This window comes from Promicromonospora sukumoe 327MFSha3.1 (genome assembly GCF_000385135.1).
Taxonomy (GTDB): Bacteria; Actinomycetota; Actinomycetes; order Actinomycetales; family Cellulomonadaceae; genus Promicromonospora; species Promicromonospora sukumoe_B.
Genome location: NZ_ARQM01000011.1, coordinates 487,455 through 500,836 on the forward strand (window position 1 = coordinate 487,455; position 13,382 = coordinate 500,836).

The window sequence follows — 13,382 nt, forward strand, 5'->3', positions numbered from 1 at the left end:
CACGAAGGTGTCCTGACCGGCCGGCCCGGGGCCGACGGGCGGGCGTCGCACACAGCAACTCATCACTGGCGACAAGCACGCGACAAGGACTGGCATGGCCGATTCGGCGCCGACCGACATCCTCGAGATGCGCGGCATCACCAAGACATTCCCTGGGGTCAAGGCGCTCCAGGACGTCAACCTCACCGTCCGCCGGGGCGAGATCCACGCGATCTGCGGCGAGAACGGGGCGGGCAAGTCCACCCTCATGAAGGTGCTGTCGGGCGTGTACCCGCACGGCACCTACGAGGGGGACATCGTGCTCGACGGCGAGACCGCCGAGTTCGGCACGATCAACGACTCCGAGGCGCGGGGCGTGGTGATCATCCACCAGGAGCTCGCCCTCGTCCCGTACCTGTCGATCGCCGAGAACATCTTCCTCGGGAACGAGCGCACCCGGGCCGGCGGCGCCATCGACTGGAACCGGACCAACGCCGAGGCCGCCGACCTGCTCGCGCGGGTGGGCCTGAGCGAGTCGCCGACGACGCCCATCTCCGCGCTCGGCGTGGGCAAGCAGCAGCTCGTCGAGATCGCCAAGGCGATCTCGAAGGACGTGCGCCTGCTCATCCTCGACGAGCCGACGGCGGCGCTGAACGACAACGACTCCGAGCACCTGCTCGGCCTGCTCCGGCAGTTCAAGGAGCAGGGCATCACGTCGATCATGATCTCCCACAAGCTGGCCGAGATCGCCGAGATCGCCGACCGCACCACGATCATCCGGGACGGCCGGTCGATCGAGACGTTCGACATGGCCACGGCGGGCGCCTCGTCCGACGCGATCCAGGACCGCATCATCCGCGGCATGGTGGGCCGTGACCTCGACAACCGGTACCCCGACCGCGTGTCGCACCCGGGCGAGGAGGTGCTGCGCATCGAGGACTGGACGGTGTACCACCCGACCCAGACCGGGCGCGTCGTCGTCGACAAGGCGCACCTGAACGTGCGTGCCGGCGAGGTGGTCGGCATCGCCGGCCTCATGGGCGCCGGGCGCACCGAGCTCGCGATGTCGCTGTTCGGCCGCTCCTACGGCCGGGACATCACCGGCCAGGCCTACATCCACGGCGAGCCGGTCGACGTGCACAACGTGCCCGACGCGATCCGGGCGGGCATCGCCTACGTGTCCGAGGACCGCAAGCAGTACGGGCTCAACCTCATCGAGGACATCCGGCGCAACATCTCCGCGGCGGGCCTCGGCAAGCTGTCGAAGAACGGCTTCGTGGACGAGAACGAGGAGCTCAAGGTCGCGGAGGAGTACCGCGCGTCCATGAACATCCGCACCCCCAACGTGCTGGTGGAGGTCGGCAAGCTCTCGGGCGGCAACCAGCAGAAGGTGGTGCTGTCCAAGTGGCTGTACACCGCCCCTGAGGTGCTGATCCTCGACGAGCCCACGCGCGGCATCGACGTCGGCGCGAAGTACGAGATCTACACCATCATCAACGAGCTGGTCGCGGCAGGGAAGGCCGTGCTGGTCATCTCGTCGGAGCTCCCCGAGCTCCTCGGGATCTGCGACCGCATCTACACCCTGGCCTTCGGGCGAATCACCGGCGAGGTCGACGTGCCCTCCGCCACCCAGGAAGGACTCATGGCCCTCATGACGCAGGAGACCACGCGCGAGACGCAGGAGACGAAGGCATGACCGGCATCGCCAACATCCGGGAACTGTTCACCCGGAATATCCGTACCAGCGGCATCTACATCGCGTTCGTGGCGATCGTCGTGCTGTTCTCCGTGCTCACCGACGGACTGCTGCTCAGCTCGCGCAACCTGACGAGCCTCGTGCTGCAGTTCTCGTACATCCTGATCCTCGCCATCGGCATGGTCATCATCATCATCGGCGGGCACATCGACCTGTCGGTCGGGTCGGTGGTCGCGCTCACCGGCGCCGTCGCCGCCGTGCTGGTGATCCGCAACGGGATGCCCTGGTGGGTCGGCGTGCTCGCCGCCCTCGGCACCGGGTTGCTGGTAGGTGCCTGGCAAGGATTCTGGGTCGCGTACGTAGGCATCCCAGCGTTCATCGTGACGCTGGCCGGCATGCTCCTGTTCCGCGGCCTCACGCTCGAGGTGCTGAACAACGTCTCGCTCTCGCCGTTCCCGTCGGAGTACACCTCCATCGCCTCGGGCTTCCTCAACGGCCTGCTCGGCGGCTACGGCTACGACACCTTCACGCTCGTCATCTTCGCGGTCGGCGTGCTGGGCTTCGCGTACAACTCCTGGCGCAACCGCCGGGCCCGGATCGCCTACAACCAGACCGTCGAGGCGCCGGTCCTGTTCGTGCTGAAGATCGTGGTGGTCGCCGCCGTCGTGATGTGGTTCGCGTGGAACCTCGCCACCTACCGCGGCCTGCCCGCCGTGCTGATCATCCTGGCCGTGCTGGTCATCGCGTACACGCTGATCACCAAGCACAGCGTGTTCGGCCGCCACGTCTACGCCATCGGCGGCAACCTCGCCGCGGCGCAGCTCTCGGGTGTCCGGGTCAAGCGTGTGAACTTCTGGATGTTCGTGAACATGGGCTTCCTGGCCTCGATCGCGGGCATCGTGTTCTCGGCCCGGTCGAGCGCCGCCCAGCCGGCCGCGGGCAACATGTTCGAGCTCGACGCCATCGCGGCGTGCTTCATCGGTGGCGCCGCCGTGACCGGCGGCATCGGCACCGTGACCGGCGCGATGGTCGGTGGTCTGATCATGGCGGTCATCTCGAACGGCATGTCGCTCATGGGTGTCGACCAGTCGACGCAGCAGATCGTCAAGGGCATCGTGCTGCTGCTGGCCGTCGCGTTCGACGTCTGGAACAAGAAGCGGGCGTCGGCCGCCCGCTGACCCTCCCGCCGAGGTAGAACCCTGGCGAGACAGAACTCTGGCGAGATGGAACCGCAGCGCGCCTGCCGTTCTGTCTCGCCAGAGTTCTGTCTCGCTACGGTTCTACTTCGCCACGGTTCTACCTCGGCGACGTTCGAGGTGGGCGAGAATGGCCGGATGGCCCAACCTGATGCCGCGCCGCGGCGCGGCCGCCGTCCCGCCGGGCAGGACGCCCGTGCCGAGATCCTCGCCGCCGCCCGGGACGAGTTCGTCGAGCGCGGGTACGAGGCGTCGTCGCTGCGGTCCGTCGCGCGCCGTGCGGGCGTGGACCCCGGCACCGTGCGGCACTGGTTCCCCGACAAGGCGCGCCTGCTGACGGCGACGCTCGGGGTCGCGGGGATCGAGCCCGACAAGGTCGTGGAGCAGGTCGCCGCCGGCCCCGTCGAGTCGCTGGGGGAGCGGCTCGCCGCGGCCGTGATCGGCATCTGGGACTTCGACGGCGGCGACACCGTCCGCGTGGTCATCCCGGCCGTCATGTCCGACGCCGAGCTGCGCGGCCTGCTGCCGCAGTTCATCGGCGCGGCCATCCTGGCGCCCGTGATGCGCGCCCTCGACGTGCCCGACGCCGCGCTGCGCGCCGGGCTCGTCGCGTCGCAGATGTCCGGCCTGCTGCTCACCCGGTACCTGATCCCCGTGGAGCCGCTGGCCTCGCTCGCCCCGGCCGACGTCGCCCGGCTCGTGGGCCCCACCCTGCAGCGCTACCTCACCGGGCCGCTTCCGGACGCCGGAGGTCTTGCGCCGTAGCCCGCACCGGGAGCACAATTCCTCACATGAGGAAAAACGCGGTCGTCATCCGGGACCTGCGGGTCGTCCGCGGCGACAGGACGGTCATCGACGGGCTCCGGCTGGACGTGCCCGCGGGGTCCGTCGTCGGCCTGCTGGGGCCGTCCGGCTCGGGCAAGACCACGCTCATGCGCGCCGTCGTGGGCGTCCAGGACAAGGTCACGGGCACCGTGGAGGTGCTCGGCGACGCCGCGGGCAGCCCCGCCCTGCGCCGCCGCGTGGGCTACATGACCCAGGACGCCAGCGTCTACGCCGACCTCACCGTGGTGCAGAACCTGAGGTACTTCGCCGCGCTGGCCGGCGTCCCGTCCCCGGGGAAGGCCGTGGCGGACGCCGTCGCCGTCGTCGACCTCGGCGGGCACGAGAAGCAGCGCGTGGGCACCCTGTCCGGCGGCGAGCGGTCCCGCGTGTCGCTGGCCGCCGCCCTGGTGGGCGACCCCGAGCTGCTCGTCCTGGACGAGCCGACCGTGGGCCTCGACCCGGTGCTGCGGCGCGACCTGTGGACCGTGTTCCGGCGGCTGTCGGCCGAGGGGCGCACGCTCCTGGTCTCCAGCCACGTCATGGACGAGGCCACGCAGTGCGACCGGCTGCTCCTGATGCGCGCGGGCGGCCTGGTCGCGGACACCACGCCCGACGACCTGCTGACCAGCACCGGGGCCCCGGACGCCGAGCGCGCGTTCCTCGCCCTGATCGACGCGGCGAACGCCGTCGAGACCGCACCGGCCGAGACGCTGCCGGCCGAGACGAACGAGGAGACCGCACGATGACCCTGACCCTCGCCACCTCCGGCCGCGTGCTGTCCCAGCTGCGCGGCGACCACCGCACGGTGGCCCTCATCATGCTGCTGCCGTGCCTGCTGATCGGCCTGATCGCCTGGATGTTCCACGACCAGCCCCAGGTGGTCGACCAGTTCGGCCCGATGCTGGTGGGCCTGTTCCCGCTCATCGTGATGTTCCTGGTCACGAGCGTGGCGACGCTGCGCGAGCGGCAGTCCGGCACGCTGGAGCGGCTCATGACGACGCCGATCCGCAAGGGCGACTTCGTCGCGGGCTACGGCCTGGCGTTCGCGACGCTCGCGCTCGTGCAGGCGCTCGTCGTGGTCGGGTTCGCCGTGCTCGTGGGCATGGACGTGGCCGGCCCGCTCTGGCTCGTCGTGGTGGTCGCGCTGCTCGACGCGATCCTCGGCTGCACCCTGGGCCTGGCCGCCTCGGCGCTGGCCCGGAGCGAGTTCCAGGCGGTCCAGATGATGCCGGCGATCCTGTTCCCGCAGCTCATCACGTGCGGGCTGCTCATGCCGCGGGACCAGATGCCCGAGGTCCTGGAGTGGCTGTCCCGGGTCTTCCCGCTCACCTACGCGATCGAGGCGATGACGTCGCTCGCCGCCGGGGACGACTGGTCCGACGTCCGCGGCGCCGTCGGGGTGATCGTCCTGTTCATCGTGGGCGCGGTAGTGCTCGGCATCCTCACGCTCCGCCGCCGCACGGCCTGACCCAGCACCTGTCAGACGTACAGGTCACCGGAGTGATCTGTACGTCTGACACGTGGCTCACCTCAGGTGCAGGGCCTCCGCCACGTCGCCCCAGTGGACGTACGAGAAGCCCGTGGCATCCCGGTCCGGGTCGACGTCGGGGCCGGTCTCCGGCTCGTCGTGCGTGACCAGCAGGCCCGTCTCGTACTCGCCCACGGGCGCGTTGGAGACCGCGAGACCGTCCGAGCCGTTGACGTCGTCCACGCCGTCGCCCGCCACCCGGAACGTGCCCAGCGACCGGTTGTGTCCGGTCAGGTCGTAGACGCCGTAGGTGTCGTCACCCTGGCTGGAGACGATCACGTAGCCGGTGCGGCCGGGGCCGTACCAGATGTCGACACCCTCGGCGTCCGCCGTGAGGTTCTTCCCGCCGTACGACGGCGCGACCGGGTCCACCGGGGCGCACTCCTCGGACTCGGGGTCGTAGGCGTCGTGCACGCCGAAGTCCTTGACCTTGTCGACCAGGCGCGGCGCGCCGGACCCCAGCGGCAGCGGCACCCGCCACAGGCCGACGTCCTCCTGCGCCGCGTACAGCGTGCCGGTACGCCGGTCGACGGCCAGGCCCTCGAGCTGCGGTCCGACGCCCGGCTCCTCGCACGGCACCCAGGTGGTGCCGTCGGGCAGGCGGAACTCGCCGGGCATCGCCAGGTGCTCGACGTCGGTGTAGCCGACGCCGTCCGGCCCGGTCGTGAGGCGGGCCGTGGCGATGGTGGTGCTGCCCTCCTGGGTCACCACGGCGTACGCCGCGCCGCGCCGCGGCTGGTAGACGGCCAGGCCGTACGCCGTGTGGTCCTCGGCGACGGTCTCCCGGTCCGGGCTGAACAGGAACTCCAGCTCGGGGGCGGTGACCTCGGTGAGCGGCACCGCGGCGTCCGCCCCCGCGGGATCGATCGCGAAGAAGCGGATCTGGTCGTTGTACCGGTCCGAGACGACGGCCACGTCCGTCGCCCGGCCGTCGACGCGCAGGCCGTAGGCGATGTCCACGTTGTTGAACCTGCCGGGCACGCCGTCCGCGCGCGGGGCCGGCGTGGCCGCGACCGACTGCAGCTCGGTCGCGGCCACGCCGTAGACCCGGAGGCCGCCCTCCTTGGCCGTCGCGAGCACGAGCGAACGGTCCGAGTCGTCCGGGTGCACCCAGATCGCGGGGTCGTCGCCCGACGCGTTGCCGCCGGCCTCGTCGTCGTACAGCGGCGGAGTCTCCACCGAGGTGGTGACGGTGGCGGTCCGGTGCTTGCGGGTGGCGTCGGTGGCGCCGTCCGCCACGGCTGACGCGGGCGCCGCGACCGGCGCGAGCAGGGCCAGGAGCAGCAGGGTGGCCGGCAGTCCGGCGAGGCGACGTCGCATGCGGAAACGTTCCCGTCCGGGGGTGAACGGGGCGTGTCCGGCGTCTTGTGATCGGTGGTACGGCGGGTGATCAGTCCAGCAGTGGGTCCAGGCCCCACAGCGGGAAGACGGCGCGGCGGGTGGCCTGGACCGACCGGTCGACGGCGTCGGCGGGGTCGTAGCCGTCGCGCCAGCTCCGGAACGGCACCTCCGCCGTGCCGAGCGTGTGCGCGGCCTCCAGGTCCAGGGCCTCCACCGCCTCGTACCACGCGGAGGGCAGCGCGGCCCCGCGCTCCAGGGGTTCGTGCGCGGCCTCGGCGACGAGCGCCGCCCACGCGAGCGGGACGACGTCGGACACGGCGTAGCCGCCGCCGCCCAGCGCGAGCCAGCGGCCGTCGGCGTGCTCGTGCGCCAGGGCGTGCGCCCACTGCTGCGCGGTGGTCTGCGCGTCCACGGAGACGTTCAGGTTCGACAGCGGGTCGCGCCCGTGGGCGTCGCAGCCGTGCTGGGAGACGATCGCCTGCGGGCGGTGCTCCCGCACCAGCGCGGGGACGACGGCGTCGATGGCCCGCAGCCACGCCGCACCCGACGTGCGCGCCGGGACGGGGATGTTGACGGCGGTGCCCTCGGCGGGGCCCGGCATGCCGACGTCGGACGAGGCGCCCGTGCCGGGGAACAGGGTGCGGCCGTCCTCGTGGATCGAGACGGTCAGTACGCGCGGGTCGTCCCAGAAGATGGCCTCGACGCCGTCGCCGTGGTGCGCGTCGAAGTCCAGGTAGGCGACGCGCTCCGCGCCGAGGTCCAGCAGGCGCTGGATCGCCGCGGCGGCGTCGTTGTAGACGCAGAAGCCGGACGCCGCGCCCGGCATCGCGTGGTGCATGCCGCCCGCGACGTTGACGCCGTGCGTGATCTCGCCGTGCCACAGGGCGTCGGCGAGAGCGACGGACCCGCCGAGCTGCCGCGCGGCGGCCTCGTGCATGCCGATGAACAGCGGGTCGTCGTCGGTGCCCAGGCCGCGCATCAGGTCGGGCTCCAGCGTGGTCCCGGCGTGCCGGACGGCGGCCACGTAGTCGGCGTCGTGCACCGTCTCGATGACGGCGTCGGTGGCGGGCTCGGCGTCGACCACCTCCAGCGTGGGCCGGTCGAGCAGGCCGAGCGCCTCGATGAGCCGCATCGTCAGGTCGAGGCGGGCGGGCGCCATGGGGTGCCCGGGTCCGAAGTCGTACTCGAGGAGTCGCGGACTCCAGACCAGCCGGGCGAGGTGCACCCGCCCACGGTAACGGACCACGCCGGGGAGGGGCGCCGTGGTTCACGATCAGCAGCTGGCGTAGCCCGGAGAGGGCGCGCGGCGTACCCTCTGAGGTGCCGTCCCCTGCGGGGGAAACGGTAGTGAAGCCGGGAACTCCCGCCGGACGACGGGATCCCGGCTTTCGCGCGTTCGGGGCGAAGACGGGTCCCGCGCGGGACTTCTGCCCGGCAGCGGCCCTCCGGCGTGGCAGAGTTGGCCCCCGATCGTAGGGACACCGGCACGAGGAGGGAGCACGGCTGATGCCGATCTTCCGGCACAGGCTGTTCGGCATCCGGGAGCTGGTGGACGAGCTGGCCTTCCGGGCGCCGGCCCGCCTCGCCGTCACCGTCTTCGCGGGCGTGATCGGGCTGTTCGCGATCCTGCTGCTCGTCCCGTTCGCGACCGCCGACGGCGAGGGCGCGAGCTTCGTCGACGCGCTGTTCACCGCGGTGTCCGCCGTCTGCGTCACGGGCCTGGTGGTCCAGGACACGGCGACCTACTGGTCGTTCTACGGGCAGGTCGTCATCCTCGCGGGCATCAAGGTGGGCGGATTCGGCATCATGACCGTCGCCTCGCTGCTCGGCATGATGGTGTCGCGCAAGATCGGGCTGACGCAGAAGCTGCTCACGGCGTCGGAGACCAAGACGAGCCGGCTGGGCGACGTCGGCTCGCTGATCCGGGTCATCATCATCACCGCGACGACGCTGGAGCTGTCGATCGCGCTGCTCCTCTTCCCACGGTTCTTCGTGATCGAGGACAACGTGGGCACCGCGGCCTGGCACTCCCTGTTCTACGGGATCTCCGCGTTCAACAACGCGGGGTTCGTGCCGACCCCGGACGGCCTCATGCCGCACGTGGGGGACTGGACGCTCCTGCTGCCGATCGCGCTCGGCGTCTTCATCGGGGCGCTCGGCTTCCCCGTGATCCTCAACCTGCAGCGCTCGCTGCCCCGGCCGGGCCACCGCTGGCACGGCTGGACCAAGCGGCTCTCCCTGCACAGCAAGCTGACGCTCGTGACCAGCTTCGTGCTGCTGGTGGCGGGCGCGCTGCTGCTCCTGGTGCTGGAGTGGACCAACCCGCGGACGTTCGGCCCGCTCAGCGTGGGGGACAAGCTGCTCGCCGCCCTGTTCGCCGGGATCATGCCGCGCTCGGGCGGGTTCAGCACGGTGGACATCGGCGCCATGCACGAGTCGAGCTGGCTCATCCAGGACGCGCTGATGTTCGTGGGCGGCGGCTCGGCGTCGACGGCCGGCGGCATCAAGGTGACGACCCTCGCCGTCATGCTGCTGGCGATCATCGCCGAGGCGCGGGGCGACCGGGACATCGAGGCGTTCGGCCGCCGGATCCCGCGCGACGTGCTGCGACTCTCGATCGCGGTCGTGTTCACGGGCGCGAGCATCGTGCTGGTCTCCTGCGTCGCGCTGCTGCAGCTCACCGACCTCCCCCTGTCCAAGGTGCTGTTCGAGGTGCTGTCGGCGTTCGCGACCGTGGGCCTGAGCACCGGCATCACCGCCGACCTGCCCGACGCCGGGAAGTACGTGCTGGCCGCCCTCATGTTCGTGGGGCGCACCGGTGCCGTGACCGTCGTGGCGGTGCTGGCGCTGCGCGACCGGCGGCGCATCGTACGCTTCCCGGAGGAACGCCCCATCATCGGGTGAGGCCGGAACGGAACGCAGGCCTCACCCGACAGACAACATCGGCTGACAGCCCGATGTGTCAGACGCACAGGTCACTATGGTGATCTGTGCGTCTGACACGTGGAAGAGAGGACTACCGTGCCGGAGAAGAAGCCCGAGCGGGACGCGGGTGTGCTGGTGATCGGCCTGGGCCGGTTCGGGTCGGCGATCGGTGCCACCCTGGACCGGCTGGGCCAGGACGTGCTGGCGGTCGAGCAGGACCCCACCCTGGTGGCCCAGTGGTCGGGACGGCTGCCGCTGGTCGAGGCCGACGCGTCCAACCCGGACGCGCTGGAGCAGCTCGGCGCCAAGGACTTCGGCGTCGCGGTGGTGGGCGTCGGCTCGTCGCTGGAGGCGTCGGTGCTGATCACGGGCAACCTGGTGGACCTCGGGACGCCGCAGATCTGGGCCAAGGCCATCTCCGCCGAGCACGGCCGCATCCTGACCCGGATCGGCGCGCACCACGTCGTCTTCCCGGAGGCCGACGCTGGTTCGCGCGTCGCCCACCTGGTCAGCGGCAAGCTGCTCGACTACATCGAGGTCGAGGACGGCTTCACCATCGTCAAGATGCGCCCGCCGCGGGAGGCGCAGGGCTTCACGCTCGCGCAGTCGAACATCCGCAAGCGGTACGGCATCACCGTGATCGGCGTGAAGTCGCCCGGCGTGGACTTCGTCTACGCGACGCCCGAGACCCGCGTCTCCGCCAACGACCTGCTCGTCTGCTCGGGCCACGCCGACCTGCTGGAGCGGTTCGCGGCCAGGCCGTGACCCGGTGCGCCGGGCCGGCCGAGCAGCGGCTCCGGCGCACCTCACACCGCTGTCGATTACGGGGCGCGCGGCAGAGCAGGTAGCCTAGGTAGCGGACTCCTTTTCGTGTTGGTCGGCCATCGTCACTATGGCGTCACTGTCCCGGACCAACCGTGGACCATTTCGCCGCGCGGCCCGTCGTCGGGCCGCCGCCGACCGACCGACCGAACATTGCGAGGACCTATGGGCTCCGTCATCAAGAAGCGCCGCAAGCGCATGGCCAAGAAGAAGCACCGCAAGCTGCTTCGCAAGACGCGCCACCAGCGCCGCAACAAGAAGTGACGCGCGCGCCGTCGGGCGCGTGACGAGCAGGCCCGGCCCCTCGGGGGCCGGGCCTTCTTCGTTCCCGGGGCGGCCGGCCGCCGCGGGCGGCCGGGCTACCGGGCCTCGGGCGACGTCTCGGCGGCGAGGGCCGCGACCTCGCGGACGGCGTCCGCGACGGCGCGGAAGTCCTTGCGCAGGATCCAGTCGTGGTTGCTGGCGACCTTCGCGCTGATCCCGAGGTTCGGGTTGCGCTCCAGGGCCGGGTCGAGGCTGGCGCGGATCTTCTCCTGCTCGTCGCCCTTGCTGCCCAGGGACGCGCCCGAGGCCAGCACGTAGCGCGTCGGCACGGCGATGGCGTCGAGCACCGGGCCCAGGGCGCTCTCCCGCGCGATCCTGCCGAGCTCGATGTTGCTCTCGGCCTGCTGCGCGGCGCTCAGCCGCGGGGTCAGGCCCGTCGGGCGCAGCAGCCAGGTGACCGGGGTCAGCAGCCGGAACAGCTTGCGGATCCGCACCTCGAGGGCGTCGTCGAGCCAGTCGTTGGGCTCCGCGCCCTCGACCAGGACGGCGCCGATCGCGCGCTGCGGGTTGCGGCTGGCCCAGTGCGCGGCGATGAACGCCCCGTAGGACCAGCCCACCACCAGCGCCCGCTCGACGCCGCGGGCGGCGAGGACGGCGTCGACGTCGCGCACGGCGGTCTCGAAGGAGTAGTCGGCCGACGTGCGGGACTTCCGGCCGCGGGCGCGCTCGTCGTAGGTGATGTGCCGCCACCCGTCGCCCAGCTCGGTGATGGTCCGGCGCCAGTAGCCCTGGGTCGCGAACTGGCCGTTGAGGTAGACGATCGGGGTGCCGGTGCCACCGGTGTCGGTCACGGCCAGGGCCGTGTCGTCGATCGGCACCAGGCCGGACCAGGTGGGGTGCTCGATGGTCATGACTTCCTCTTTCTGGGGGCCTGCCGCGAAACGGTGCTGTTCGGCGGCTGCCGGCGGTGCGGCACCGAGCAGCCTGCTCCCGGCGTCCCACGGGATCAACGGCGAGTCCGGCAAGGTAGCGTTGCCCGCCGGGTCATTGATGCGCGCCGCGACGACGCGCCGGTGAGCGCCTGGTTCACGACGGCGACGGGACGGCGATGGAGCTGCGGGACATCGAGATCTTCCTGACCCTGGCGGAGGAGCTCCACTTCGGGCGGACCGCCCAGCGGCTGCACGTCACCCCGTCGCGGGTCAGCCACGTGATCAAGAAGCAGGAGCGGCAAATCGGCACCGCGCTGTTCGAGCGCACGTCGCGGACGGTCCGGCTCACGCCGGCCGGCGAACGGCTCTACCTGAGCCTCCGCCCCGCGTACCAGCAGATGACGGACGCGATCGAGGAGGCATCGGCCGCGGTGCGCGACGTCTCGGGCACGCTCACGCTCGGCACGATCGGCATCCAGGGCTGGATGGTCGACCACGTCATCAACGAGTTCCGGACCCGCTGCCCGGCCGTCGACCTGAGTCACCGCGACCTGAACACCGTCGACCCGCTCACCCCGCTGCGTGCGGGCGAGGTCGACGTGGCCCACGTGTGGTTGCCGGTGCGTGAGCCGGACATCACCGTCGGCCGGATCACCCATACCTCGCCGATCATCGTCGCCATGGCCGCGGACCATCCCTACGCGGCGCGGGAGTCGATCGGCCTGGAGGACTTCGGCGACCTGACCTTCGTGGCGCACGAGTCGCCCATCCCGGCGTCCATGGAGGAGACGTTCCAGCCGTTCCGCACGCCGTCGGGGCGGCTGGTCCCCCGCGGGCCCCTGGTGGCCACGTGGGACGACGAGCTCAAGGCGGTCACCGACGGGCACGCCGTCATCGCCGCCGCCGCCGAGGCGGCCGAGTTCTACTCCCGGCCCGGCCTGGTCTGGGTGCCGGTCCGCGACGCGCCGCGCTGCCAGTGGGCCTTCGTGTGGCGCACGGCGGACCAGAACCCGCTGATCCGCGCCTTCACGGCGGTCGCCGCCGATGCCGCCGACGCCGTGGCGGACCGCCCCGCCTAGTGCCCCCGCAGCCGGCGTCGGGCGGCCCGCAGCACCAGACCGAGCACCCACGCCGCGCCGGCCCACGACGCCGTCCGGACCCCGCGCCCGGCCGCGCGCTGCGACCGCCCGCGGAACTCGCGGATGGGCCAGCCGACCTCCTGGGCGTGCCGGCGCAGCCGCAGGTCGGGGTTGATGGGGCACGGGTGCCCCACGGACCGCATCATCGGCAGGTCGTTGAGCGAGTCGCCGTAGGCGTAGCTCTCGTCGAGGTCGATCTTCTCGGTCTCGGAGAGCTCGACGATGGCGTCGGCCTTGGCCTGGCCGTGCATGAGGTCGCCCACGAGCCGGCCGGTGTAGAAGCCGTCCTTGTGCTCGGCGACGGTGCCGAGCGCCCCCGTCGCGCCCAGCCGGCGCGCGATGAGCCGGGCGATCTCCACCGGCGTGGCGGTGATGAGCCACACCTGGTGGCCGGCCGCGATGTGCTCGTCGAGGAGCCTGCGGGTGCCGGGGTAGATCCGCAGCGAGAGGACGGCGTCCCACACCTCTTCCCCGAGGGTGGCGACCTCCGCGAGGCTGCGGCCCGCGATGAGGGAGAGCGCGCGGTCGCGGACCACGTCGATCTCGTCCTTGTTCTCGCCGAACAGCAGGTAGCGGGCCTGGATCAGACCGAACCTGAGCAGGTCCCGCGTACCGAAGAACTTGCGCTGGTACGCCGACTTGGCCAGGTGAAAGGCGCTCGCACCGCGGATGATCGTGTTGTCGACGTCGAAGAACGCCGCGGTGGCGGACGAGGGGTGCGTCGACGGCATGGGG

The 13,382-nt window shown here is 71.5% G+C and carries 13 protein-coding genes; 9 read left to right on the forward strand and 4 right to left on the reverse strand.

The features are described 5' to 3' along the window. Positions 1-94: 94 nt before the first annotated feature. The 5 genes from mmsA (at position 95) to H291_RS0115895 (ending at position 5,164) form a co-directional block, all read left to right on the forward strand. Positions 95-1,675, forward strand: coding sequence for a multiple monosaccharide ABC transporter ATP-binding protein (gene mmsA, locus H291_RS0115875; RefSeq protein WP_020015995.1), 1,581 nt, complete (start codon positions 95-97; stop codon positions 1,673-1,675). Further along, positions 1,672-2,853, forward strand: a complete 1,182-nt coding sequence (gene mmsB, locus H291_RS0115880) for a multiple monosaccharide ABC transporter permease (protein WP_020015996.1) — start codon at positions 1,672-1,674, stop codon at positions 2,851-2,853. The genes mmsA and mmsB overlap by 4 nt, the downstream gene beginning before the upstream one ends. Positions 2,854-3,009: 156 nt before the next feature. Then, the gene (locus tag H291_RS0115885; RefSeq protein ID WP_020015997.1) at positions 3,010-3,636 is read left to right on the forward strand and encodes a TetR/AcrR family transcriptional regulator; all 627 of its coding nucleotides are present in this window, start codon (positions 3,010-3,012) and stop codon (positions 3,634-3,636) included. A 26-nt stretch (positions 3,637-3,662) separates the two neighbouring features. Further along, the gene (locus tag H291_RS30405; RefSeq protein ID WP_020015998.1) at positions 3,663-4,442 is read left to right on the forward strand and encodes an ABC transporter ATP-binding protein; all 780 of its coding nucleotides are present in this window, start codon (positions 3,663-3,665) and stop codon (positions 4,440-4,442) included. Then, positions 4,439-5,164, forward strand: coding sequence for an ABC transporter permease (locus H291_RS0115895; protein ID WP_020015999.1), 726 nt, complete (start codon positions 4,439-4,441; stop codon positions 5,162-5,164). The genes H291_RS30405 and H291_RS0115895 overlap by 4 nt, the downstream gene beginning before the upstream one ends. A gap of 57 nt (positions 5,165-5,221) precedes the next feature. Here the strand turns inward: H291_RS0115895 and H291_RS30410 are convergent, their stop codons facing one another. Together H291_RS30410 and H291_RS0115905 are read right to left on the reverse strand one after the other, a co-directional pair. Beyond that, entirely contained in the window at positions 5,222-6,544 is a 1,323-nt protein-coding gene (locus H291_RS30410) for a phytase (RefSeq protein ID WP_020016000.1), read from the reverse strand. Between the two features lie 70 nt (positions 6,545-6,614). After that, positions 6,615-7,790: an acetoin utilization protein AcuC gene (locus H291_RS0115905; protein WP_020016001.1), complete on the reverse strand. Its 1,176-nt coding sequence runs from the start codon at positions 7,788-7,790 to the stop codon at positions 6,615-6,617. A gap of 281 nt (positions 7,791-8,071) precedes the next feature. Here H291_RS0115905 and H291_RS0115910 point away from each other — a divergent pair, with 281 nt between their 5' ends. From H291_RS0115910 to H291_RS33415, 3 genes are all read left to right on the forward strand, one after another. Beyond that, positions 8,072-9,469: a TrkH family potassium uptake protein gene (locus tag H291_RS0115910; RefSeq protein WP_020016002.1), complete on the forward strand. Its 1,398-nt coding sequence runs from the start codon at positions 8,072-8,074 to the stop codon at positions 9,467-9,469. Positions 9,470-9,568: 99 nt separating this feature from the next. Further along, positions 9,569-10,255 carry a potassium channel family protein gene (locus H291_RS0115915; RefSeq protein ID WP_026365815.1) on the forward strand — a complete coding sequence of 229 codons (687 nt, stop codon included), beginning with the start codon at positions 9,569-9,571 and terminating at the stop codon, positions 10,253-10,255. Positions 10,256-10,477: 222 nt separating this feature from the next. Further along, positions 10,478-10,576 (forward strand): 30S ribosomal protein bS22, encoded by a 99-nt coding sequence (locus H291_RS33415; RefSeq protein ID WP_003792170.1) that lies wholly within the window; start codon positions 10,478-10,480, stop codon positions 10,574-10,576. Positions 10,577-10,671: 95 nt separating this feature from the next. Here H291_RS33415 and H291_RS0115925 read toward each other — a convergent pair whose 3' ends face one another. Then, the gene (locus H291_RS0115925) at positions 10,672-11,487 is read right to left on the reverse strand and encodes an alpha/beta fold hydrolase (protein ID WP_020016004.1); all 816 of its coding nucleotides are present in this window, start codon (positions 11,485-11,487) and stop codon (positions 10,672-10,674) included. A 197-nt stretch (positions 11,488-11,684) separates the two neighbouring features. On the opposite strand from H291_RS0115925, the gene H291_RS0115930 reads away from it, so the two are divergent. Further along, positions 11,685-12,587: a LysR family transcriptional regulator gene (locus H291_RS0115930; RefSeq protein WP_020016005.1), complete on the forward strand. Its 903-nt coding sequence runs from the start codon at positions 11,685-11,687 to the stop codon at positions 12,585-12,587. On the opposite strand, the gene H291_RS0115935 is transcribed toward H291_RS0115930, so the two are convergent. Then, entirely contained in the window at positions 12,584-13,378 is a 795-nt protein-coding gene (locus tag H291_RS0115935) for an HAD family hydrolase (RefSeq protein ID WP_020016006.1), read from the reverse strand. The two genes, H291_RS0115930 and H291_RS0115935, sit on opposite strands and share 4 nt — an antisense overlap. Positions 13,379-13,382: the final 4 nt, after the last annotated feature.

Coding starts and splice junctions, on each gene's coding strand:
- mmsA (WP_020015995.1), top strand. CDS start 95: ATGGCCGATTCGGCGCCGACCGACATCCTCGAGATGCGCGGCATCACC.
- mmsB (WP_020015996.1), top strand. CDS start 1,672: ATGACCGGCATCGCCAACATCCGGGAACTGTTCACCCGGAATATCCGT.
- H291_RS0115885 (WP_020015997.1), top strand. CDS start 3,010: ATGGCCCAACCTGATGCCGCGCCGCGGCGCGGCCGCCGTCCCGCCGGG.
- H291_RS30405 (WP_020015998.1), top strand. CDS start 3,663: ATGAGGAAAAACGCGGTCGTCATCCGGGACCTGCGGGTCGTCCGCGGC.
- H291_RS0115895 (WP_020015999.1), top strand. CDS start 4,439: ATGACCCTGACCCTCGCCACCTCCGGCCGCGTGCTGTCCCAGCTGCGC.
- H291_RS30410 (WP_020016000.1), bottom strand. CDS start 6,544: ATGCGACGTCGCCTCGCCGGACTGCCGGCCACCCTGCTGCTCCTGGCC.
- H291_RS0115910 (WP_020016002.1), top strand. CDS start 8,072: ATGCCGATCTTCCGGCACAGGCTGTTCGGCATCCGGGAGCTGGTGGAC.
- H291_RS33415 (WP_003792170.1), top strand. CDS start 10,478: ATGGGCTCCGTCATCAAGAAGCGCCGCAAGCGCATGGCCAAGAAGAAG.
- H291_RS0115925 (WP_020016004.1), bottom strand. CDS start 11,487: ATGACCATCGAGCACCCCACCTGGTCCGGCCTGGTGCCGATCGACGAC.
- H291_RS0115930 (WP_020016005.1), top strand. CDS start 11,685: ATGGAGCTGCGGGACATCGAGATCTTCCTGACCCTGGCGGAGGAGCTC.
- H291_RS0115935 (WP_020016006.1), bottom strand. CDS start 13,378: ATGCCGTCGACGCACCCCTCGTCCGCCACCGCGGCGTTCTTCGACGTC.